The organism is Burkholderia sp. Bp9143 (assembly GCF_003853645.1).
Taxonomy (GTDB): domain Bacteria; phylum Pseudomonadota; class Gammaproteobacteria; order Burkholderiales; family Burkholderiaceae; genus Burkholderia.
The window spans coordinates 18,142-40,955 of record NZ_QTPO01000010.1; the positions used below are offsets into that span (position 1 = coordinate 18,142).

Genomic DNA, 22,814 nt, shown 5'->3' on the forward strand with positions numbered 1-22,814 from the left:
ACCCGCTCCGTTACACGGCCTGCCGTTCGCGCTCGACCAGCGGGCCGACCGCGCTCCGCAGTGCGTCAAGCTTCGCCGCGGACAGGCGCGACAGCGGGCGACGCGGATTGCCTGCGCCATAGCCGGTCATCTCGGCCGCGGCGTAGACCGACTGCACGTAGTCGCCTTCCCAGATCAGCGACATCGCGGGCTCCAGCAGTCGCCAGATTTCGCGGGCGTCGTCCCAGCGATGTTCCTGCGCTGCCGCGACGAGTTCGAGGCAAGTCTTCGGTGCAAAGTTGGCGCCGCCCCAGATCAGGCCGCTGACACCGGCATACATCGCATACGGCACGAGCGGATCCGCGCCGTTCATCATCGGCAGACCGGTGCGGACCAGCGCGGCCTGCTTCGCCAGGTCGCCGCTGCTGTCCTTGACCGCGAGGAATTCGGGAATCTGGCACAGCCGGCGCAGCAGCGACGGCGTGATCTCGACACCGACCGCCTGCGGCACGTTGTAGCCGATGATCGGCAGCCCGGCGCGCGCGACGGCGGCGTAGAACTCGAACACGCCGTCATCGTCGGTCGGGCCTTCGAAGAACGGCGGCAGCACCATCACGCCGCCCGCCCCGCAATCGGCCGCATGACGCGTGCGCTCGACGACATCATCGACGAGCAGCGCGGACGTCTGCGCGATGATGCGCGCGCGCCCGTTGATGACCTTCGCGCCGAACGCGACCAGCGCCTTCGATTCCTCCTGCGACAGGTACACGTGCATGCCGGTGCCGGAACTCAGCACGAAGCCCTCGATGCCGACCGCGAGATAGCGCTCGATCAGTTGCTCCAGTCGCGCATGATCCGGTTTCCCGCTCTCATCGAAAGGAGTACTGATTGCCAGGTTGATGCCAGGGAAAGCAAAGTCTTTCATGTCGTTATGCCTCGTCCGCTTCGTTAACGTTCAGGTCGACCCAGAGGGTCTTGAGCTGCGTGTACTGGTCATGGGCGTGCAGCGAGTTGTCGCGTCCGCCGAAGCCCGACTGCTTGAAGCCGCCGAACGGGGTCGTGATGTCGCCTTCGCCGAATGCATTCACCGTCACCGTGCCTGCGCGAATCGCCCGTGCCGCACGCATCGCGCGTTTGCCGTTGCCGGCGAATACCGACGCTGCAAGGCCGTAGTCGGTGTCGTTCGCGATGTCGATCGCCTCCTGCATGCCGTCCACGGTGATGACGGACAAGATTGGTCCGAAGATTTCCTCGCGTGCGTGCTTCGCGTCGTTGTTCGCGACGTCGATGATGGTCGGGTGGACGTAACGGCCTTCGCTCGTCTGGCCACCGTAAAGCACGGTGTAGTCGCCACCCAGATAAGACTGCACTTTCTCGTAATGCTGCGGCGACACCAGCGGCCCGATCCGGTTGGCCGGGTCGAGCGGGTCGCCCACATGCCATTCGTCGGCCAGCTGCGTGATCTTGTCCAGCAACGGCGCCTTGATGTCGCGATGCACGATCAGCCGCGAGATCGCCGAGCAGTTTTCGCCCATGTTCCAGAATGCGCCGTTGACGATGTGGCTCGCGACGGCGTCGAGGTCGGTCGCATCGGCCATCACGACGCACGGGTTCTTCCCGCCCATCTCGAGCACGACTTCCTTGAGGTTGCTCTCCGCCGAATACGACAGGAAGCGCCGGCCGGTATCGGTGGACCCGGTGAAGGACACCATGTCGATGTCGCGATGGCGGCCGATCGGCTCGCCGACCGCCGGGCCCGTGCCGGTCACGACGTTGAACACGCCGGCAGGAATGCCGGCCTCGAGCGCAAGCTCGGCGACCCGCATCGTCGTGAGCGACGTCTCCTCGGCGGGCTTCACGACCAGCGTGCAGCCGGCCGCGAGCGACGGACCGATTTTCCACGCGAGCATCAGCAGCGGGAAATTCCACGGCAGCACGAGGCCGACGACACCGACCGGTTCGCGCACGATCATCGAAATATGACCGTCGGAGGCCGGCGACACCTGATCGTAGATCTTGTCGATCGCTTCCGCATGCCAGCGCAGCACGTTGACCGTTTCCGGAATATCGACCGTCTGACAATCGTAGATCGTCTTGCCGCTGTCGAGGCTCTCCATCACCGAAAGCTCGAGCGCATGCTGCTCGACGAGGTCTGCCAGGCGGAGAATCGCCTGCTTGCGCGCGGCCGGATGCAGCTTCGACCAGCGGCCGTCGTCGAACGCGGTGCGCGCGGCGGCAACCGCGACATCGACGTCCTCCTTCGCGCACGCCGGCACGTCGGCGAGATGCTCGCCGGTCGCCGGGTTGATCGTCGCGAACGTGTCGCCCGACAGCGCCGCGCGCGCTTCGCCGTCGATCACGACGCGGCGCGGCACGTTCAATTCGCGAGCGATGCGTTGATACTCGCTCCTGGACAGCAACTCAGTCATATCAGTCTCTCATCGACACGGGGTTTCATGAGGAACCGAACCAGCCGCTCGGTTCGTCATGCTAAAAATCAATCGATACGTCGACACCTTCGGGCGCCACATACGACGCCATGTTTCTGCGCGCCAGGTAGACGTGCGCGCTCACGATCTCTCCGGCGGCCTGCGCGTCGCGGCGCTCGATGGCGTCGATGATCGCGTCGTGCTGCTGAACCGCCTCGACGAGCTCCGCTTCCATCTTCTCGTCGCGCGGTTGATAAAACGTCTTCGCGAGCCGTGCATGATCGATCAGCAAGCGGCACAGGCTCGGCAACAGATACGGGTTGTGCGCCATCTTGCCGATCGCCAGGTGAAACTCGTCGTTCTCCAGCACCCGCTCGTCCACGCTACCGCGCTCCACCGCGGTACGAAACCGCTCCTGGATCCGCTTCAGCCCGTCGATTTCCGCCCGGGTCGCATGCATCGCGGCCAGCTTGGTCGTCGCCACGTAAATCAGCGGCGCGGCCAGGAAATAGTTGCGCAGCGAGTCGTAGTTCATCGACGCGACGCGCGCGGCGCGGTTGGCCTCGAGCTCGATATAGCCCTCCGCCGCCATCTGCCGCATCAGCTCGCGTACCGGCGGGCGGGACAGCCCGAACTCCTCGCCGAGCGCCACCTCGTCCAGCGTCGCCCCGGGCTGGAGCTCCATGCTGAGGATCCGGTGTCGAAGCGTCTGCGCCAGAACCGCCTTGCGATCCAGCGACGGCGACTGCGCGTCGTCACGTTCGGTGTCCACGAGATTCGCCTTCATGTGCTCTCCTGTTGCATGCATCGTCTGTATACAAATTGTATTCGTCAAGACTTCAATGTGTCTAATGAGGGAAACTGCTGACGCCACGGGCGTTCGTACCGGCCCCGAAAACGGCCTGACGCGCCTCGATCGACCGGCAACGCCATGCCTGCCGGGGCCGTCGGAACCGGAATCAGTGTCGTCCCAGCCCGGATGTTAGAGGAACACTCTTCTCTGGACACCCGATTCGGCTGGCACGCCATTTCTTGACGGGAATCGGGCGGCAATGGCGACTGCCCCATAGCAGGAACGCATCGACCTATCGATTGCGGCGCGCGCCGCCTGCGGCAAACGCGAGGCAGCCTCATCCGTTCCGCCGGCTCGCATCGCACCATCGCGAACGAAATCCATCGCGGCAATATTCCGATCGTTGCCGCCGCGGCAATGGCCGCGCGGACACGCGTCACGCATAACCTAATGTAATGGCGCCCGGAAAATAAAGCGCATTGACGCTGTTTTAGTGCACGCCAATACTCGGCGCACAGCGAAGGCAATCCGGATACGGAGCGCGCCATCGGAACGAGGCGCTACCGGCCCGTGATCGAAGCCCGGCTTTCGCGAATGACAGCGTGCACGTCGAACGTGCGACGCGCCCCAAGGAAGCGATGCCATGAACTCCGTCAACACCCTGTTCGATCCCGCCCACGAAGCACACGACCGTCTCTCCAATCCCGGCACGTGGGACAACACCGGGAGAACCTGGGCGAGCGGCGAACAGCAGGTGCTGACGTGCTGCCGCGTCGTCGACGAGACGCACGACGTCAAAACCTTCGAGTTCCGCGTGGGCGACGGCTCGCCCGTTCGCTTCGAACCCGGCCAGTTCATGACGGTGTCGGCGCACGTCCACGGCCAGTCGGTCGAGCGCTGCTACACGATCTCGTCGCCGCCGACCCGCCCCTATCTGCTGTCCATCACGGTGAAGCGCGTGCCCGGCGGCATCATGTCGAACTGGCTGCACGACACCATGAAGCCGGGCAGCCAACTGCTGGCCTACGGCCCGTCGGGCAGCTTCACGCCGACGGCAGCGCCCGCGGCCAAGCTGCTGTACCTGTCCGCCGGCTCGGGCGTGACCCCGCTGATGTCGATGACGCGCGCGAGCATCGACCTCGGGCTCGACCTGGACATCGTGTTCGTCCACAGCGCGCGAACGCCCGCCGACATCGTGTTCCGCAAGGAACTGCAGCGGCTCGAGGCGCTGTCGCCGCGCCTGCGCACGTTCTTCGTCTGTGAAGGCGTCGGCGACGAAGCGCACTGGCCGGGACCGATCGGCCGGCTCAGCCTGCAACTGCTTGCGGAACAGGTGCCCGACTATGCCGAGCGCGAAGCCTTCACCTGCGGCCCGGCCGGCTACATGAATGCGGTACGCGACGTGCTGCGCACTGGCGGACACGATCCCGCGCGCTATCACCAGGAAAGCTTCGACATCGGCGCCGGCGTCGCGCCGGAACCGGCCGCCCCGGCTGCCGAAGCGTCGTCGGAGACCTTCACGGTCAAGCTGTCGCGCTCGTCGAAGACGTTCACGATGAACGCCACCGACACCGTGCTGTCGGCCGCGAGAAAGGCCGGCCTCGCGATTCCGTCGTCCTGCAGCCAGGGCATCTGCGGCACGTGCAAGACCAAGGTACTCGACGGCACGGTGGACATGCAGCACAACGGCGGCATTCGCGACCGGGAAGTCCAGAAGGGCTTCCGGCTGCTCTGCTGCAGCCGCCCGACATCGGACCTCGTGCTCGAGCTCTAGTCCGGCGGAAACGCGCGCGCGGTGCGGTCACGGGCCTTTCCACATGAGCCCGGACCACGCCGGCGCCCTCACTCCAGATTCCCTGCAAACGCACCCTCAGAACAATTCCAGGAGGCACAGTATGGCGGTCGACCAGTTCCACGATTTAAGCAGTGCTATTGATCAGAATCGCAAGGATGCGGTATTGCGCGACGTACGTGCATACAGGTTGGCCCGGGTTCAGGAACAGCTGCTCGCGCACAAGGTGCCGGCGATCCTGCTGTACGACCCGGTCAACATTCGCTACGCGACCGATACGTCGAACATGCAGGTATGGGCCGGGCGCAACCCCGCACGCTACGTGATGGTGTTCGCCACCGGCCGCATCGTCGCGTGGGAGTTCCACAGCAGCGAGCACGTGTGGGACGGCCTGGATCTCGATGTGGAGTTGCGCGGCGCGGTCAGCTGGACCTACTTCAACGCCGGTCCCGATGCCGAGCAGCGCGCCGAGACGTGGGGCGCCGAGATCGTCGACGTGTTCCGCAAGCACGCGCCGGGCGAGCGCTTCCTGGCGGTCGACCGGCTCGATCCGTTCGGCACCGCTTACCTGGAGAAGCACGGACTCACGCTGACGGACGGTCAGGCGCTGATGGAAACCGCCCGGCTCATCAAGTCGTCGGGCGAGCTCGTGTTGATCGGCGAATCGCTGCGCACCGCCGAGAAAGGGATCGAGCGGATGCGGCGCGAACTGCGCCCGGGCCTGACCGAGAACGACATCTGGGCGAACCTGCATTACGAGAACATCCGCCATGGCGGCGAATGGATCGAAACGCGCCTGCTGGCCTCCGGCGACCGGACGAATCCGTGGATGCACGAGTGTTCGTCGCGGGTGCTCAAGGCGGGCGACCTGCTCGCGTTCGATACCGACATGGTCGGGCCGAACGGTTACTGCTCGGACATCTCCCGTACCTGGCTCGTCGGCGACGGCCGCCCGTCGGACGAGCAGCGCAGGCTGTATGCGTATGCCTACACTCAAGTCCATTTCAACATGGATCTGCTGCGGCCCGGCATGACGTTCCGCGAGTTCTCGGAAAAGGCATGGAAGATCCCCGACCCGTTCGTGAAGAACCGCTACTGCTGCCTGGCGCACGGCATCGGGATGGTCGACGAGTATCCGTCGATCGCGCACCAGGTCGACTGGGACAGCGCGGGTTACGACGGCCGGTTCGAGGTCGGCATGACGGTCTGCGTCGAAAGCTACATCGGCGAGGAAGGCGGCCGCGAAGGCGTCAAGCTCGAGCAGCAGGTCGTGCTGACCGAGCACGGCTGCGTGTCGCTGACCGACTGCAGCTTCGAAACCGACTGGCTGTAACGCTTCGCGGAAAGCCCCGCTTTCCAACGACGCGCGACGCGCGGCGCGGGCCGGACGGCAACCGCGGCGCGTGCGCGTGCATGGCGGCCGGTGCCAAATCGGCCGCCTTTTTCGCTATCCGGACCCGTGCGTTTCTGCGTAGACTTTCGTCTCATCAAGCCAAGTGACCGCGGGAGCAGAGACCAGCATGAGTGAACGCCCGAAGAACATCGCGGATTTCGTCCGGATAGCCGGCGATCTGTTTCAGTCGGACAAGCTTCCCCCTGCCGCGCGTGCGTTCGCACCGAAGGTATTCGCGCGGCTGCAGGAAACGTCGGATAACGGCATGCGGAACGCGGTGCGATACCCCGCATGCGAATGGCTTGACCGGGCGCTCGAGTCGGTCGCGCGCGTCAACCCGACGTTCGCCACCGTCGCGCAACTGATCAAGTCGCTCGAGCCCGTGGTCGGCTGGTCGCGTCGCACGTCGGGAAAGGACGGCAGTCCGAACTACATCGACGGGCACGTGAACGGGATGATCTGCGGGCCCGGCGGCGCGGAAAGCCGTGACGACATTCAGCTCGGCTTCTCGTTGATGATGCCCCACGTCAGATATCCGGATCATGGTCACGCGCCGGAGGAAGCGTACGTGCTCATGACCGCCGGTGAATTCCGGCAGAAATACGGCGAATGGTTCGATCCCGGGATCGGCGGCGGCATCCACAACGCACCTGGCGGGTTGCATGCGATGCGCTCCGGCGACGCGCCGTTCCTCGCGATCTGGTGCCTGCTGAATTGATCTGACGATCGACGCGTCGTGCCGGCCGGGCCGCCTGCGGTCACCGGCAAGCCATTGACCTACCGGTCGGTCTGGATTGCTGCGGATCGCGGTCTAGCGCATGGGCTCCCGCAAGGGAAGCCTGCGATGGGAACCCCATGCGATCCCGCCACGCGCCGCCCCGCTCACGCAGCAACGCCGCACCGCTGAAGCGACGGTCCGACCACCTCGTCAACCTCCGTTCGGCCGATGCGATAGGGTTCGCGCGTGGATAAAACACAACAGTGCAACGGAAGACGCGTTCGAGGCGTTCGCATCCTCGATGGTGCCGTTGTTATGGGGCATACTCTATTCGCTCCCAGCGAACGCTCGTACTATTTACAACGCAAACCCTCGCGCGAGCCACTAAACACACACATGATTCTGGTACCTTGACGCACCGGCCCGAGCGCATCGCGATGGCCATCACCCATCTTTCACACTATGACATTACAGATTGGGATTCCTCTGGAGACAGCCACCGGCGAACGGCGCGTTGCGACCGTGCCCGAGGTGGTCGAGAAACTGATCAAGCTGGGGTTTTCGGTGGCCGTCCAAAGCGGCGCCGGTGCCGGCGCGAACTTTGACGACGACACGTACCGCGCGGCCGGCGCGAGCATCGCCGCCACCGCGGCCGAGCTCTGGTCCGGCAGCGACATCGTGTTCAAGGTGCGTCCGCCGAGCGCGGACGAAGTCGCGCTGATGCGCGAGGGCGGCACGCTGATCGGCTTCGTGTGGCCCGCGCAGAACCCCGAGCTGATGCAGCAGCTGGCCGCGAAGCGCGCCACGGTGCTGGCGATCGATTCGCTGCCGCGCACGCTGTCGCGCGCGCAGAAGATGGACGCGCTCACGTCGATGGCCGGCATCAGCGGCTATCGCGCGGTGATCGAGGCCGCGCATGCGTTCGGCCGCTTCCTGAACGGCCAGGTCACGGCGGCCGGCAAGATCCCGCCGGCCAAGGTGTTCATCGCCGGCGCCGGTGTGGCCGGCCTGGCCGCGATCGGCACGGCCGCGAGTCTCGGCGCGATCGTGCGCGCGAACGACACGCGCGCCGAAGTGGCCGACCAGGTCAAGTCGCTGGGCGGCGAGTTCGTCAAGGTCGACTACGAAGAGGAAGGCTCGGGCGGCGGCGGCTACGCGAAGGTGATGAGCGAAGGCTTCCAGCAGGCACAGCGCGCGATGTACGCGCAGCAGGCCAAGGATGCCGACATCATCATCACCACCGCGCTGATCCCCGGCAAGCCGGCGCCGAAGCTGATCAGCGCCGAGATGGTGCAGTCGATGAAACCCGGCAGCGTGATCGTCGACATGGCCGCCGAACAGGGCGGCAACTGCGAACTCACGGTGCCCGGCGAGGCGGTCGTGCGCCACGGCGTGACCATCGTCGGCTATACCGATCTCGCGTCGCGCCTGTCGCGGCAGTCGTCCACGCTGTATGGGACCAACCTGCTGCGCGTGATCGAGGAGCTGTGCAAGGCCAAGGACGGCACGATCAACGTCGACTTCGACGACGACGCGATCCGCGGCCTCACCGTCATCAAGGAAGGCAACGTCACGTGGCCGCCGCCGCCGATCAAGCAGGCGGCCGTCGCGCCGAAGCCCCCGGCAGCCGCGCCCGCGGCGGCCGCACCCGCAAAGTCCAAGGGACACGGCCACAGCGGCGAGCCGATGTCGGCCAAGGCGCTCGCGATCGTGTTCGCGATCGGCGCGCTGGCGTTCCTGCTGGTCGGCCAGTTCGCGCCGTCGAGCTTCCTGTCGCACTTCACGGTGTTCGTGCTCGCGTGCTTCGTCGGCTACATGGTGATCTGGAACGTCACGCCGTCGCTGCACACGCCGCTGATGAGCGTGACCAACGCGATCTCGTCGATCATCGCGATCGGCGCGCTCGTGCAGGTCGCGCCGCCGCTGGGCGAGCTGGCCAATGCCGGCGATCGTCCGTCCGGGCTGATCCTCGGTCTCGCGGTGGGCGCGCTCACGCTCACGGCCGTCAACATGTTCGGCGGCTTCGCGGTCACGCGGCGCATGCTGGCGATGTTCCGCAAATAAGGGGACAACAACAATGACTTCCAACCTGACTACCGTCTCCTATATCGGCGCCGCGATCCTGTTCATCCTCAGCCTCGGCGGGCTGGCCAACCCTGAAACCGCGCGCCGCGGCAACCTGCTCGGCATGATCGGCATGCTGATCGCCGTGCTGGCCACCGTGGCCGGCCCGCGCGTGTCGGCCGCGGGCATTCCGTACGTGATCGCCGCGCTGGTCGTCGGCGGTGCCGTCGGCCTGTACGCCGCGAAGAAGGTGCAGATGACGCAGATGCCGGAACTGGTCGCGCTGATGCACAGCCTGGTCGGTTTCGCGGCCTGCCTGGTGGGCTTCGCGAGCTATATCGACACGTCGCTGCAGCTCACCGGCGCCGAGAAGGCCATCCATGAAGTGGAAATCTACGTCGGCATCCTGATCGGCGCGATCACCTTCGCGGGCTCGGTGATCGCGTTCGGCAAGCTGTCGGGCAAGATCGGCGGCAAGCCGCTGCTGCTGCCGGCGCGGCACTGGCTGAACCTGGCCGCGCTGCTGATCGTGATCTACTACGGCCGCGCGTTCCTGCATGCGGAAAGCATCCAGGACGGCATGCTGCCGCTCGCCGTGATGACCGTGATCTCGCTGCTGTTCGGCGTGCACATGGTGATGGCGATCGGCGGCGCCGACATGCCGGTCGTGGTGTCGATGCTCAACAGCTACTCGGGGTGGGCGGCGGCGGCCACCGGCTTCATGCTCGGCAACGACCTGCTGATCGTGATCGGCGCGCTGGTCGGCTCGTCCGGTGCGATCCTGTCGTACATCATGTGCCGCGCGATGAACCGCAACTTCATCAGCGTGATCGCGGGCGGCTTCGGCAGCGGCGCGGGCGCACCGGCGGCAGCGAGCGGCGGCGCGCAGCCGGCCGGCGAGGCCGTGGCGGTGAGCGCGTTGGAAACGGCCGAGCTGCTGCGCGAAGCGAAGCGCGTGATCATCGTACCCGGCTATGGGATGGCCGTTGCACAGGCTCAGCACACGGTGTTCGAACTGACGAAGCTGCTGCGCGAGAAGGGCGTCGACGTGCGTTTCGCGATTCACCCGGTCGCGGGCCGCATGCCGGGGCACATGAACGTGCTGCTGGCCGAGGCGAAGGTGCCGTACGACATCGTGCTGGAAATGGACGAGATCAACGGCGACTTCCCCGAGGCCGACGTGTCGATGGTGATCGGCGCGAACGACATCGTGAACCCGGCCGCGCAGGACGACCCGTCGAGCCCGATCGCCGGCATGCCGGTGCTGGAAGTGTGGAAGGCGAAGACGTCGATCGTGATGAAGCGCAGCATGGCGTCCGGTTATGCGGGCGTCGACAATCCGCTGTTCTACAAGGACAACAACCGCATGTTGTTCGGCGATGCGAAGTCGATGCTCAACGAGATCTTCGGCGCACTGAAAGCCTGAATGCGGCCACGCGCGTGGAGCGGGCGGCAAGCCCGTTTCAGCAGCGCGCGGCCCCGATGACCCGTCGGCCCGTCACGCATCGGCAGTGCGTGACGGGCCGACGCACATCCGCGCTACCGAAACGAACGGGAGCCGTCCATGGGATCGCACGAAGGATGCCGGTTATGGGAGCGGGCTTGAACAAACCGCGCTACGCGCGCCGCCGGTAAGTCCCCGGCGTACTGCCCGTCCAGTGGCGGAACGCGCGATGGAACGCGCTCGGATCGTCGAAGCCGATATCGGCGCCGATCGCCGCGATCGTGTCGAGCGTGTCGGTGAGCCGCTGGATCGCGATGTCGCGCCGCAGTTCGTCCTTGAGCGCCTGGAACGTCGTGCCTTCCGAGGCCAGGTGACGGCTCAGCGTGCGCACCGAGCAATGCAGATGCTCGGCCGCCTGGTCGATCACCGGCAGGTCGGGCAGCGCCGCCGACAGGTATTGCCGCACGCGATGGCACACGAGCTGTTCGCTGAACGATTCGAAGATCCAGTCGCCGGGCGCGCGCGCGAGGAACTTGCGCAGGTTGCGCTTGCTTTGCCGGATCGGTGCGTCGAGATAGTCGGCGCTGAAGCGCATCAGCGTGCGTTCGCAATCGAACTGCACGGAGCCGGAGAAGAAGTACAGGTGCTCGACCGCATGACGCGGCCGCGGGCACGCGAACTCGATCTGCAGCAGCGGGATCTTCTGCCCGATCAGCCAGGAACACACGCCGTGCACGAGCTTGAGCATCAGCTCCTGGCCGAGCGCGCCGATCGGGCCCACGGCCGGGTTCGGCCGCAGCAGCACCTGCGCGACCAGGTCGTCGCGCTTCGATTCGACGAAGAAGTCGTCGAGCAGGATATGGAAGAACTGGCCGAAACGATGCAGCGCCGTTTCGAGGTTGCGCGCATCGAGCAGGCTCAGGCACAGGTACTTCAGCGTGCCGCCGCGCAACGGGCGAGAGAAGATGCCCGGCATCTCGTCGTCGAGGTCGATCGCGAGCGTGCGGTACAGCGTCGAGAACTGCTCTTCCGTCACGCGCGCATGCGGCTCGCCGAGCAGTTCGAGCGGAATGCCGGCCCCGCGCAGGTAGCGCTCGACCACGTCGCGCCGTGCGCCCGCGCTCGCCAGAAAACCGTTGACGAGCGAGATCGGCACCGTCGCGCTCGGCGACGGCAGCGCACGCCCGGGCCGGGCGGAAGGTGAATCTGAACCGGTCATCGCGTCCCCGTCGATCGAACCGCTCGCATTGTACTTGAGCGGCCCGTGCCGGGTTTTCGGGGCGTTCGGCGGGCCGGCCCGCGCGCTTCCGGGCGCGCGGCGCTTCGGCGCCATCAGTCGGCGCGGCTGAGTTCCCGGCGCAGGATCTTGCCGACCGCCGACTTCGGCAGCCGGTCGACCAGGCGGATCAGCTTCGGCACCTTGTAGCCCGCGAGGTTCGCACGGCAATGCGCGACGAGTTCCGCTTCCGTCACGGCCGCGTCCGGCGCGAGCACCACGAACAGCTTCACGGCCTCGCCGGTGCGCTCGTCCGGCACGCCGATGCACGCGCATTCGGCGACGCCCGGCAGCGCGGTCGCGACCGCTTCCACCTCGTTCGGGTACACGTTGAAGCCCGACACGATGATCATGTCCTTCTTGCGGTCGACGATCTTCAGGAAGCCGGCCGCGTCGAACACGCCGATGTCGCCGGTGCGGAAGTAGCCGTCCGCGGTGAACGCCACCGCATTCGCGTCCGGCTTCTGCCAGTAGCCGCCCATCACCTGCGGCCCCTGCACGCAGATCTCGCCCGCTTCGCCGATCGCGACCTCGCGATCCTGGTCGTCGAGCAGCTTCACGTCGGTCGACGGCAGCGGCAGGCCCGTCGTGCCCGTGAACGCGTCGATCGACTGCGGGTTGAACGTGACCACCGGCGACGTTTCCGACAGCCCGTACCCTTCGCGGATGAAATTGCCCGTCACCGCCTTCCAGCGTGCGGAGATCACGTCGATCACCGCCGCGCCGCCGCCGGCCGACAACTTCAGCCGCGACCAGTCGATTTCCTTCAGCCGCGGATGGCCGGCGAGCCCCGCGTACAGCGTATTGACGCCGACGAACACCGACGGCCGCGCGGCCTTCAGTACGTCGATGAAGCCATCCATGTCGCGCGGGTTCGCGACGAGCCAGTTCTCCGCGCCGATCGCGAAGTAGGACAGGAAGTTCACCGTCAGCGCGAAGATGTGATACAGCGGGATCGCCGTGACGACGACCTCCTCGCCCGGCTGCCGTGCGGCCGGCACGATCGCCGCGAACTGCTCGATGTTCGCGACCAGGTTGCGGTGCGACAGCGCGGCGCCCTTCGACAGCCCGGTCGTGCCGCCCGTGTATTGCAGCAGCAACAGGTCGGCGCCGCCGAGCGCGACCGGCTCGAAGGCGAGCGATTCGCCGGCGGCGAGTGCGTCCGCGAGCGGGATCGAGCCCGGCGGCAGCGCGTCGCACGCGCCGGCCGGCGCATCGACGACGCCGAGATCGCCGCGCCCCACGCTCAGCACGGTCCGGATGCGCGTCTTGGCGACCACGTCGGCGAACGTGCCCATCGAGCCGCCGCACACCACGGCCACTTCGACGCCCGCGTCGTTGAGCTGGTGTTCGAGTTCGTGCGCGGTATAGAACGGGTTCACGTTGACCTGGATCGCGCCGAGCCGCGCGACCGCGACAGTCGCCACCGGAAACGCGAGCACGTTCGGCAGCATGACGGCCACGCGGTCGCCCTTGCGCACGCCCACGACCTGCTGCAGGTACGCGGCCAGCGCGGCCGACAGGCGGTCGACGTCGGCGTAGGTCAGCGTGCGGCCGACCGCGCGGAACGCGGGGCGCTCGGCGAAGCGACGCATCGCGTCGTCCAGCAGCGCGGTTACGGAAGGAAAGCGATCGGCATCGATCTCGGCGGGGATCGTGCCGTACGAGCCGATCCAGTGTCTCTTCGTCATGTCCTGCTCCTCGGGGGACGGCGCCGGGCAGCGCCGTTCGCACGGCGGCCCGCGCACCGGATGGGCGCAGGCCGTCGCCTGACCGGTGACTATCGCCCGCCCAAGGTGCTTTGAAAATGATCCGGGCGGTCGAAAAGATGATCGAAACGGACACGCGAACGCGCGGCGGGCGGCCTGCCGCCGCTTCCGGCCGGGCATCGGCTCATCCGTGTCGGGCCGCGCACGCCCATGCGCATCAGGGTGAACCCTATGGCGCCCTCGCGCGTTCCGGCGCAGAATCGCGAACCCGGAACGGTATCGAATCGGACACAGAACCCCATGCCGCGCAGTGCGCTCCTGAACCCGACGGCCGCCGGCGCCGCCCCGCTGCCCGACGCGCCGCTTGCCCACGCGTGGCGCGAGAAGCGCTTCTCGCCGGCCAAGCTGGCCGTGCTCGTCGGCGTCGCGCAGGAACTCGGCCTCGACCCGGCCGCCGTGCTCGACGGCACCGGCCTGTCGCCGGAGGCCGTCGCCGACCCGTTCACGCTCACGTCGCCGCTGCAGTTCCTGACCGCCGCGCGCAACGCGATCGGCCGCTACGACGGCACCGATCTCGGCGTGCGCGTCGGCCGCCGGCTGCATGCGTCGAGCTACGGGATGTACGGCTACGCGATGCTGTGCTCGGAATCGCTCGCGCATGCGTTCGATTCCGCCGTCAAATATCACCAGCTCGCGAACGGGATGCTCGCGATCCGCTGGGTCGAACAGGGCGACACCGCGTCGTGGCTGTTCCCGGATCCGCATGAAGCCGCGCTGCCCGGGCCGGACCTGCCGCTGTACCGCTTCCTGATCGACATGCAGTTCGCGCTGCACGTGACGATCATCAAGGACGTGATGGGTGCATGGTGCGTGCCGGCGCGCGCGCAGTTCGCGCAACCGGAACCGGCGCATGCGGCCCAGCTCGCCGACGCACTCGAATGCCCGATCGCGTTCGACCAGCCGCACCATGTGTTGAGCTACCCGGCCGCCTGGCTCGCACGCGCACCGCAGCTCGCGAACCCGATCACCGCCGCGCAGGTGTCGTCGCACTGCGCGCGCGTGCTCGACGAATTGCGCAGCCAGGCCGGCGTCACGCGCCGCGTCTACCAGGAACTCACGCGCACGCCCGGGCAGTTTCCGGACATCGACGCGATCGCCGATACGCTGTGCATGACGTCGCGCACGCTGCGCCGCAAGCTCGACGCCGAAGGCACGTCGTACAGCGAGTTGCTGACGAGCGTGCGCAAGGCGCTCGCGATCGACTACCTGACCACCACCACGCTCAGCACCGAGGACATCGCGCTGACGCTCGGCTTCAGCGATGCGGTCGGGTTCCGCCACGCGTTCAAGCGCTGGACCGGCACGACGCCGAGCGACGTGCGGCGCAAGCGCGGCGGGTAAGCGCCACGCGTTGGCGAGCGCGCGGCGCCGCCGGTTTCAGCGCGCGTCGCCGGCCGCCGGATACGCCACCGCCAGCGCAAACTCGAACACCGCGCCGCGCCCGTCCCGATCGACGAGCCGGATGCCGCTGCCGTTGAGCGCCAGCATCCGGTGCACGATCAGCAGCCCGAGCCCGCCGCTCGTCGCCGCGCCGCCGCTCATCGGCCGCTGCGGCCGCTGGAACAGCCCCGCGCGCCGCGCCAGCGGAATCCCTTCGCCGGTATCCGACACGGTCACGACCACGCGATCGTCCCGCGGCGTCAGCGCGACCTCGACTTCGCCGTGCGGCGGCGTGTGCCGCAATGCGTTGTCGAGCAGATTGGTCAGCACGCGCTCGATCATCCCGAGATCGGCCGACACGACCGGCACGCGCGGCGGGATGCGCGCATGCAGCGCGATGCCGCGCGACTGCGCGGCCAGTTCGAACTTCTGGAATACGTCCTGCACCAGATCGACGACCGAGAACGGCTCGCGCTCGGCCTGCACGCCACCCGATTCGAGCCGCGCGAGTTCGAACAGCGCCTGCGCGAGCCGGCCGACCTTGGTGCTCTGCGCGAGCGCGATCGACAGGTAGCGGCGGCGCTCGGCCTCGGCGAGCGTGTCGGACTTCAGCGACAGCGTCTCCAGATAGCCATGCAGCGACGTCAGCGGCGTGCGCAGGTCGTGCGAGATGTTCGTGATCAGTTCGCGCCGCTGCTGGTCCTGGTGCGTCAGCGCGCGCCACTGGTCGCCGATCCGGTCGGCCATCTGCGCGAACGCGGATTCGAGCACCGCGATGTCGTCGCCGCGCCGGCCCGGCGGCGAGTGCGGCACCGGCGGCTGCGTGTCGGGCGCGCCGTTCGCGTCGAAGCGGCGCATCGCATCGGTCAGCCGGCGCAGCGGGCGCGTGATGAAGCTGAATGCGGTCAGGCCCGCGAGCAGGCCGAGCAGCGCGACGACCGCCATCGACCACAGCGTCGTGCGCAGCACGTTGCCGGCGTCGACGCGCGCGGCCAGCCGGTCGTGCGCTTCGCCGAGCAGCACCACGTAGATATAGCCGGACGGCGGCTGGCCCGCGCGCTGCAGCGGCGCGGCGCTGAACACCTTGCGCGCGTCGGAGCTGCGCGGATCGTCGCCGAGGATCGGCAGCGGCTCGCCCGCGATGAAGCGCCGCACCGGCGCGAGATCGACGCGGTCGCGCTTCACGTGGCCGGGCGGCGCGTCGTCGCCCTTGATGCGCCCGGCGTTGTCGAGCAGGTACACCTCGACGCTCGGGTTCACGCCCATCAGCTGGCCGAACAGCGTGCGCACGGCGTCCGGGCGCAGCCCGTTCGCGTCCATCAGCGGCGTGCTGCCCGCGATGTGCGCGGCGAGATCGCGCGACAGGCCCTGCACGACTTCCTTCTCGCGCATGTCGTTCGCACGGATCTGCAGCCACGCCGACGCACCCGAGCACGCGAGGAGCAGCACCGCGAACACGCACGACAGCCGCTGGGTGAGGGTCAGTTTCATTGCGCGTCCCGCTGGTCCGGCGCGGCGAGCCTGTAGCCGCGGCCCCACACGGTGAGGATCCGCACGGGCTCGGCCGGATCGGCCTCGATCTTCGCGCGCAGCCGGTTGATGTGGGTGTTCACCGTATGTTCGTAGCCTTCGTGCTGGTAACCCCACACGGCATTGAGCAGGTCCATCCGCGAGAAGACCTTGCCCGGATGTCGCGCGAAGAAATACAGCAGGTCGAACTCGCGCGGCGTGAGGTCGATGCGCGTGCCGTCGACGCTCGCTTCCCGCGCGATCGGGTCGATCGACAGCCCGGCGATGTCGAGCGTGCCCGCGTCGATCCGCGAATCGCGCGCGAGCGCGTCGACGCGCCGCAGCAGCGCCTTGACCCGCGCGACGAGCTCGAGCACCGAGAACGGTTTCGCCAGGTAGTCGTCGGCGCCGAGTTCGAGGCCGAGAATCCGGTGCACCTCGCTCGAACGCGCGCTCGTGATGATGATCGGGGTGTAGCGTGCCATCGCGCGGGCGCGCCGGCAGATTTCCAGGCCATCGACGCCCGGCAGCATCAGGTCGAGGATCAGCGCGTCCCAGTTGCCCTGTTCGAGCAGGCGCAGGCCTTCGGTGCCGTCCGCGCTGTGCACGACTTCATAGCGTTCGTCACGCAGGTGCAGGCTCAACACGTCGGCGATGTCGGCGTCGTCTTCGACGATCAGGATGCGTTTCGGGTGGTCCATGGCGGTCGGCGGCGGCACGGCGGTGGCAGTCTTCGGTCTCGAACGGCGGTTCTGGCCGGCCAGGGTCCGGAAAGCCGGCCTGCCCGGGGCGAATCGCGGCGCAACGCCGCGCTGTCGCCATTGTGCAAAATTTTGCCGGTGGCAGGGGTCACATTTCGTTTAAGTTTGCATCGTGTCCGTGCCGTGGGCCAACGGCCGCAAGGCTTTCCGATCCAGCCCCATGAGCGGGCCGCACCCGCACGCCCTCACGCATCCTTCGCCAGCGCGCGAAGGTCATGTGCGGGATCGCCGAGCACGTCCGGCGAGATCACGGCACGTCGCTCGATGAGGGTACGTACGCTACGCATGTCCCGCCCGCGATTGAGCGTCACACCAGCCGTCACGACGCCGTCGCGCAACCCGAACAGCACGCAGACGGATCCAGGGAGATCACCGCGCTCGATCCACTCGGGCGCCATCATGTCGCCTGCGAACTGCACGTTCACGCCGCATTGATCGGTCCAGAACCACGGCACATGCGGCGAGTCATCCGGCGCGCCGAGCATCGCCGCGGCCGCCCGCGCGGCCTGTCGATTCGCGTTGTCCCAGCTTTCGCGGCGCAAGTGCCCGGTGCCGCACGGGTCGGCTTCGGCCGTGTTGTCACCGGCCGCGAAGATGTCCGCGTGCGACGTCCGGCACGCGGCGTCGACGAGAATCGCGCCGTCCGTGCGCAGGCCGGCGTCCCGTGCGAGCGCGTCGTCCGGTTCGACGCCGATCCCGTAGACGATCGCGTCGCCGGACACGGTCGTGCCGTCTTCCAGCCTCAGAGCGAACCCGTCACCCGCGCGCGCCGCGTCTACCAGCCGACGTCCGATCAACACGTCGACGCCGCGTGCGCGATGCAGCGCGAGCAGATGCGAGCGCACCGGCAGCGGCGCGCAACGCGCCATCACGTCGGCTGCCTGCTCGATCACGGTCACCCGCGCACCGAGTTCGACCGCGCTCGATGCCAGTTCCATCCCGATCACGCCGCCGCCGACGATCAGCAGCCGCGTGCCGTCGCGCAGCGCACGGCGCAATGCGTGCGCATCGTCGAGCGTACGCAGCGTATGCACGCCAGCACCCAGCCGGTCGAGCATCGGCAGCCTCCTCACCCGCGCGCCGGTCGCCAGCAGCAGCTTGCCGAACCCGAGCGACGTGCCGTCGGCGAACGTCAGCGTGTGTTGCGCCGGATCGATCGCCGAAACGCGCGTGCCGAGCCGCAACTCGATTCGCTGGTCGGCATAGAACGTCGCCGGATGAAGCGCAACTCGCGCATCGTCGGGCTTCAGCAACACGTCCTTCGACAGCGGCGGCCGCTCGTACGGCAGGTGCGGCTCGTCGCCGATCAGCACGATGCGCCCGTCGAAGCCGCGCCGCCGCAGCTCGGCCGCGGCGGTCGCACCGGCCTGCCCGGCGCCCACGATCACGCAGGCGCCCGCCATCGCCACATCGTCCGCTTCACGTGCGTGATGCATGCAGCCCTCCCGCGACATGCCGGATCCCGCGAATGCCGAGCCCCGCGTCGGCCTGGATCATCACGCCGGACAGCGTGCGGTTGTTCGCGCGCGACGCGAGCAGCACGAACGGTCCGGTGAAATCGGCCGGGGCCGGAAAGAACTGCAGCGGCAGGATGCTGGCGATCGCTTCCGGCGTGCGCGTATCCATGATGCGTTGCTGCGACTGCCCGAGCGCGTCGGGACCACGCAGGTCGCTCGCCATCCCGCACGGCGCGACGCCGTTCACGCGCACGTGCGGCGCAAGCTCGTACGCGAGTTCGCGGATCAGCCCGGTCGCCGCATGCTTGCTCGCGGTATACAGCGGGCCGCCGCCGCCCGGGTAGAACGCCGCGTTCGACAGCGTAAAGATCATGCTTCCCTGCGACGCGACCAGCGCGTCGGCCGCCGCCTTCGCGCCGAGCAGATAGCCCTTCACGTTGACCGCGAACAACTCGTCGAAGCCTGCGTCGAGCCGCTCGGGCGACAGGTCGAGCAGGCTTGCGCCGTGATCCCACAGCGCCGCGTTGCCGACGAATGCATCGAGCTTGCCAAAGCGCGCGACGGTCGCGTCGACCGAGCGCCGGTTATCGGCGTACACGCGCACGTCGCCATGCACGACCTCGACGTCCGCACCGAACCGCGCGCGCAATGCATCGACCTTGTCCACCGAGCGTTCGAGCACGCCGACATGCGCGCCTTCGTCGAGAAAACGCTCGACGAGCGCGAGCCCGAGGCCCGACCCGCCGCCGGTAATCAGCGCGACTTCGCCATCGAGCCAGCTCATGCGCCCTCCGGTTCGTCGACGTACAGCGCACCCGCATCGACGACGACCGGGAACGTGCGCAACGCATCCGTCGCGGGCTGGCACAGCGCCGCGCCGGTCTTCAGGCAGAAACGCGCGGCATGCAGCGGGCATTCGACGGTCGCGTCGTCCTCGACATAACCATCCGACATCGACGCGTTGCCATGGCTGCATCGATCCGACAGCGCGTAGTACGCGCCCTGTGCATGAAATACCGCGATCGCGCCGTGCGCACCTTCCACCCGCGTCGCGTCGCCCTCGGCAAGCGACTCGACGGGGCCTACGAGAATTCGAGCCATGATCAGAAAAGTACACTCAGGTTATGAGAAGACAACACCGCCTGGTCGAGCACGATCTCGCGGCGGCAAACCTGCCAGCCGGCGAGATCGTCCCCACGCCGCACGCGATCGCGGCGCGCGCCGACGTAGAACGTCTCGTCGCGCTCCTTCTGAGAGCGGTACAGCAGATAGTTGACCTGAACGTCGTACTCGCCGTGCGCGTCCGCCGGTTCGACCCGCACGTTCGAGAGCAGATGCCGCGTGCGCGACGGCGGCTCCTCGGCCCACGCCATGCCCGTTTCGAGCCGCGCGATGCGCCGTTCGAGCTGCGCCTTCGTGTCGTTGAAGATCCATGTGGTCGGCGGCTGCACGCCCTTGCGTCGGTCGCGTGTCTGCGCGTTGACGGTCGTGCGCATCGTGTACCGCACGTCGTCGCTCAGCAGCGCGAGCCAGTCGCGAAAGCGCCATGCGTCGAGGCATTCGGCCTCGCGGTACAGGAACTGCGTGATGTCGTGATGCAGCGCGAGCGTCACCGGCGCGCGTTCGATCGTGGCGGCGTCGCTCATTTCATCAGCTCCTGTTCGTATTCGCGCGTGCGTTGCTCGACCTCGTCCCAGCGCTCCGACAGCAGCAGGTCGGCCCAGCGGCGATACATCCCGCGCGCGGCCGTCTCGGAGAAGATGTAGTTGGTGATGCCCGGAATGCCGTCGGTACGCACGCGCTCGCCGCCGAGACCCATTTCCATGCACAGTTGCGTCTTGCGCGCGCGGCTGCCACGCAGCACCTTCTGCACCTCGACCCAATTCTCCGAGTCGTCCTGCTCGAGGAAGCCGGCCGGACCGAACGCGCGCGTCGCGCTGCGCTCGAACGCAGCCTTCACCTCGTCCGATGCGTCCTTGTCGGCGATGCAGAATGCCCATACCTCGACCTGATTCGGGCCGCGCGGATGCCACACACGCAACGTCGCGGTGCCATTCAGCCAGGACAACGTCGGGAACAGGTTGTTGTGCCCCGCGAGTCGCCGTGCGCGCACTTCGCCGACGCGCGCCTTCGCTTCGTCATACGTGTCGCGGAAGTACTGCGACACCTCGCCGTCGACCCACACGTTCGCGTCCGGCTGCTCGGTGAAGAAGAAGCCGCTGCCGTGGCCTGCCTGCCCGTATTGCAACGCGTCCTTCGCCGTCTCCCACACGGGGCGCGCGGTCTGCCCGGCGCCGAGCGCCTTGCCGCCGCCGTCCGCCTTCGCACCGAGCACCTCGACCGCCGACGCGTGCGAATACAGCGCGTGATACTGGTCGCTCGCAAACTGCTCGGCGGGAAACTTCCAGTTGCAGTCGATCACCCACTTGTGCACGCCGCCGACAATTTCAGTGCCGCCCTCGCGACGATCGAGCACACCGTCGAGATACCACGCGATGTCACCCATGTACGTGCCGAGATCGGGCGCGTCGGCATCCCAATTGCCGAACACAAGTCCCTTGTAGATCGCGATCCGCGTCACTTCCTGCAGCCCCAGGTGCTGCTTGCACAGGCCCTGCGGAAACGCGCGCGCCTCGAGTGGCACGTCGATCAGCGCGCCGTCGGTGCCATACGACCAGCCGTGATACGGGCACGTGAACGAGCGCGTGTTGCCGGAGTCGGCAAAACTCACGCGCATCGAGCGATGCCGGCACTGGTTGAGGAACGCCTTCACCGAGCCGTCCTTCTGCCGCACGACGACGACCGGATCCTCGCCCATGTACGTATTGAAGAAATCGCCGGGTTTCGGAATCTGGCTGACATGCGCGAGGAACAGCCAGCAGCGGCCGAAGATGCGTTCGAGCTCCAGCGCATAGATCGCCGGGTCGGTATAGATCGACGACGTCACGCGCCCGTTGCGCGCGTCGACGAGGGCGTCGATGTCAAGCTTCTCTGTCATTTGTGTCTCCTCCGTGGCACCATCCGTTCCATACGGACAGGCACGCGACGATGATCGTCGGTCGGCCATTTCTTGTGAAATAGTTTGTTTGTTTGCCGTTAGACGTTTTGACGATGAAACCCGAATGGAACTCCGACATCTGCGCTATTTCGTGGCCGTCGCCGACGAGCTGAACTTCACGCGTGCCGCGCAGCGGCTCCATACCGCGCAGCCGTCGCTGAGCCAGCAGATCCGCGATCTCGAGAACGAGATCGGCACGCAGTTGCTCGAACGATCGAAGCGCAAGGTGGAGCTGACCGAAGCCGGTCGCGTGTTTCTCGCGGAAGCACGGCTCGTGCTCGCACAGGCCGATCGCGCGGTCGCCCGCGCGCGGCAGGCCGGCCACCAGCAGGCGCTGACCGTGAAGATCGGTTTCGTGCCCGCGGCGGAAGTGGCGATCTTCCCCGCGATCCTGCCCAAGCTGCGGATGCAGTTTCCGGGCGTGCATGTCGAACTACGCAGCCTGACGACGATGGAACAGGAGGACGCGCTGCTGCGCGGCGACATCGACATCGCGTTCATGCGCCGGCCCGTGCACCATCCGGAGCTGCGCGCCGAAGTCGTACTGACCGAGCCGCTCATCGTGCTGATGCCGGCCGGTCACCCCCTCGCCGCGCATGCGTGCATCGAACCATCGATGCTCGACGGCCAGCCGGTCATCCAGACCAACCCGGACTATGCGGGCCAGCTGTACGATATCGTCGGGCGGTACTTCGATGCGCACCGGATCAGGACGGATGTCGTGCAGGTCGCGACGAACATCCTGTTGAACCTGAACCTCGTCGGAATGGGGCTCGGCGTCGCGCTGCTGCCCGCGTACGTCGAGGCGCTCGCGGGAGAATCGCTGTGCTGCCGCCCCCTTGCGAATCCGGCACCCGATATCGACCTGCTGATGGTCACGCGCGCCGAGCCGCATTCGCGGGAACTCGACGCCCTGGTCGACCTGATGCGCCGTGCGCCATTCCGGCGCCCCGGCTGAGCGCTGCGCACGGACGTGAAGACCGCGCGCGCAT

The 22,814-nt window shown here is 67.4% G+C and carries 19 protein-coding genes; 7 read left to right on the top strand and 12 right to left on the bottom strand.

Annotation, left to right across the window (positions count from 1 at the left end; all coding sequences use genetic code 11):
• Window positions 1-10: 10 nt before the first annotated feature.
• From DIE23_RS09510 to DIE23_RS09520, 3 genes are all read right to left on the bottom strand, one after another.
• Window positions 11-904 (bottom strand): dihydrodipicolinate synthase family protein, encoded by an 894-nt coding sequence (locus DIE23_RS09510; RefSeq protein ID WP_124611880.1) that lies wholly within the window; start codon window positions 902-904, stop codon window positions 11-13.
• A 4-nt stretch (window positions 905-908) separates the two neighbouring features.
• Window positions 909-2,408, bottom strand: a complete 1,500-nt coding sequence (locus tag DIE23_RS09515; protein ID WP_124611881.1) for an aldehyde dehydrogenase — start codon at window positions 2,406-2,408, stop codon at window positions 909-911.
• Window positions 2,409-2,469: 61 nt separating this feature from the next.
• The gene (locus tag DIE23_RS09520) at window positions 2,470-3,195 is read right to left on the bottom strand and encodes a GntR family transcriptional regulator (RefSeq protein WP_124611882.1); all 726 of its coding nucleotides are present in this window, start codon (window positions 3,193-3,195) and stop codon (window positions 2,470-2,472) included.
• A gap of 649 nt (window positions 3,196-3,844) precedes the next feature.
• Here DIE23_RS09520 and DIE23_RS09525 point away from each other — a divergent pair.
• The 5 genes from DIE23_RS09525 to pntB all read left to right on the top strand — a co-directional run bounded on the left by DIE23_RS09525 (window position 3,845) and on the right by pntB (window position 10,594).
• Window positions 3,845-4,975, top strand: a complete 1,131-nt coding sequence (locus DIE23_RS09525; RefSeq protein WP_124611883.1) for a hybrid-cluster NAD(P)-dependent oxidoreductase — start codon at window positions 3,845-3,847, stop codon at window positions 4,973-4,975.
• Window positions 4,976-5,096: 121 nt separating this feature from the next.
• Window positions 5,097-6,326 (top strand): Xaa-Pro peptidase family protein, encoded by a 1,230-nt coding sequence (locus DIE23_RS09530; RefSeq protein WP_124611884.1) that lies wholly within the window; start codon window positions 5,097-5,099, stop codon window positions 6,324-6,326.
• Between the two features lie 187 nt (window positions 6,327-6,513).
• Window positions 6,514-7,104 (top strand): dimethylsulfonioproprionate lyase family protein, encoded by a 591-nt coding sequence (locus DIE23_RS09535; protein WP_124611885.1) that lies wholly within the window; start codon window positions 6,514-6,516, stop codon window positions 7,102-7,104.
• Window positions 7,105-7,566: 462 nt separating this feature from the next.
• The gene (locus DIE23_RS09540) at window positions 7,567-9,168 is read left to right on the top strand and encodes a Re/Si-specific NAD(P)(+) transhydrogenase subunit alpha (RefSeq protein WP_124611886.1); all 1,602 of its coding nucleotides are present in this window, start codon (window positions 7,567-7,569) and stop codon (window positions 9,166-9,168) included.
• A gap of 13 nt (window positions 9,169-9,181) precedes the next feature.
• Window positions 9,182-10,594: a Re/Si-specific NAD(P)(+) transhydrogenase subunit beta gene (pntB, locus tag DIE23_RS09545; RefSeq protein WP_124611887.1), complete on the top strand. Its 1,413-nt coding sequence runs from the start codon at window positions 9,182-9,184 to the stop codon at window positions 10,592-10,594.
• Window positions 10,595-10,784: 190 nt separating this feature from the next.
• On the opposite strand, the gene DIE23_RS09550 is transcribed toward pntB, so the two are convergent.
• Both DIE23_RS09550 and DIE23_RS09555 read right to left on the bottom strand, forming a co-directional pair.
• Entirely contained in the window at window positions 10,785-11,945 is a 1,161-nt protein-coding gene (locus DIE23_RS09550) for an AraC family transcriptional regulator (RefSeq protein WP_124611888.1), read from the bottom strand.
• A complete protein-coding gene (locus DIE23_RS09555; RefSeq protein WP_124611889.1) occupies window positions 11,945-13,579 on the bottom strand; it encodes an AMP-binding protein in 1,635 nt (544 codons plus the stop codon). Before DIE23_RS09555 ends, DIE23_RS09550 begins: the two co-directional genes overlap by 1 nt.
• 318 nt (window positions 13,580-13,897) lie before the next feature.
• Here DIE23_RS09555 and DIE23_RS09560 point away from each other — a divergent pair, with 318 nt between their 5' ends.
• A complete protein-coding gene (locus DIE23_RS09560) occupies window positions 13,898-14,998 on the top strand; it encodes an AraC family transcriptional regulator (protein WP_124611890.1) in 1,101 nt (366 codons plus the stop codon).
• Between the two features lie 36 nt (window positions 14,999-15,034).
• Here DIE23_RS09560 and DIE23_RS09565 read toward each other — a convergent pair whose 3' ends face one another.
• The 7 genes from DIE23_RS09565 to hcaE form a co-directional block, all read right to left on the bottom strand.
• Window positions 15,035-16,528 carry a HAMP domain-containing sensor histidine kinase gene (locus tag DIE23_RS09565; RefSeq protein ID WP_124611891.1) on the bottom strand — a complete coding sequence of 498 codons (1,494 nt, stop codon included), beginning with the start codon at window positions 16,526-16,528 and terminating at the stop codon, window positions 15,035-15,037.
• Window positions 16,525-17,247: a response regulator transcription factor gene (locus tag DIE23_RS09570; protein WP_124611892.1), complete on the bottom strand. Its 723-nt coding sequence runs from the start codon at window positions 17,245-17,247 to the stop codon at window positions 16,525-16,527. The genes DIE23_RS09565 and DIE23_RS09570 overlap by 4 nt, the downstream gene beginning before the upstream one ends.
• A 245-nt stretch (window positions 17,248-17,492) precedes the next feature.
• Window positions 17,493-18,743, bottom strand: a complete 1,251-nt coding sequence (hcaD, locus tag DIE23_RS09575) for a 3-phenylpropionate/cinnamic acid dioxygenase ferredoxin--NAD(+) reductase subunit (RefSeq protein ID WP_260436012.1) — start codon at window positions 18,741-18,743, stop codon at window positions 17,493-17,495.
• The gene (hcaB, locus tag DIE23_RS09580; protein WP_124611893.1) at window positions 18,727-19,548 is read right to left on the bottom strand and encodes a 3-phenylpropionate-dihydrodiol/cinnamic acid-dihydrodiol dehydrogenase; all 822 of its coding nucleotides are present in this window, start codon (window positions 19,546-19,548) and stop codon (window positions 18,727-18,729) included. The genes hcaD and hcaB overlap by 17 nt, the downstream gene beginning before the upstream one ends.
• Window positions 19,545-19,865: a 3-phenylpropionate/cinnamic acid dioxygenase ferredoxin subunit gene (gene hcaC, locus DIE23_RS09585; protein WP_124611894.1), complete on the bottom strand. Its 321-nt coding sequence runs from the start codon at window positions 19,863-19,865 to the stop codon at window positions 19,545-19,547. The genes hcaB and hcaC overlap by 4 nt, the downstream gene beginning before the upstream one ends.
• Window positions 19,866-19,867: 2 nt before the next feature.
• Window positions 19,868-20,410 (bottom strand): 3-phenylpropionate/cinnamic acid dioxygenase subunit beta, encoded by a 543-nt coding sequence (gene hcaF, locus DIE23_RS09590; protein WP_124611895.1) that lies wholly within the window; start codon window positions 20,408-20,410, stop codon window positions 19,868-19,870.
• Window positions 20,407-21,762 carry a 3-phenylpropionate/cinnamic acid dioxygenase subunit alpha gene (gene hcaE / locus DIE23_RS09595; RefSeq protein WP_124611896.1) on the bottom strand — a complete coding sequence of 452 codons (1,356 nt, stop codon included), beginning with the start codon at window positions 21,760-21,762 and terminating at the stop codon, window positions 20,407-20,409. The genes hcaF and hcaE overlap by 4 nt, the downstream gene beginning before the upstream one ends.
• Window positions 21,763-21,886: 124 nt before the next feature.
• Here hcaE and hcaR point away from each other — a divergent pair, with 124 nt between their 5' ends.
• Window positions 21,887-22,780 (top strand): DNA-binding transcriptional regulator HcaR, encoded by an 894-nt coding sequence (gene hcaR / locus DIE23_RS09600; RefSeq protein ID WP_124611897.1) that lies wholly within the window; start codon window positions 21,887-21,889, stop codon window positions 22,778-22,780.
• The last annotated feature ends 34 nt before the right edge of the window (window positions 22,781-22,814 follow it).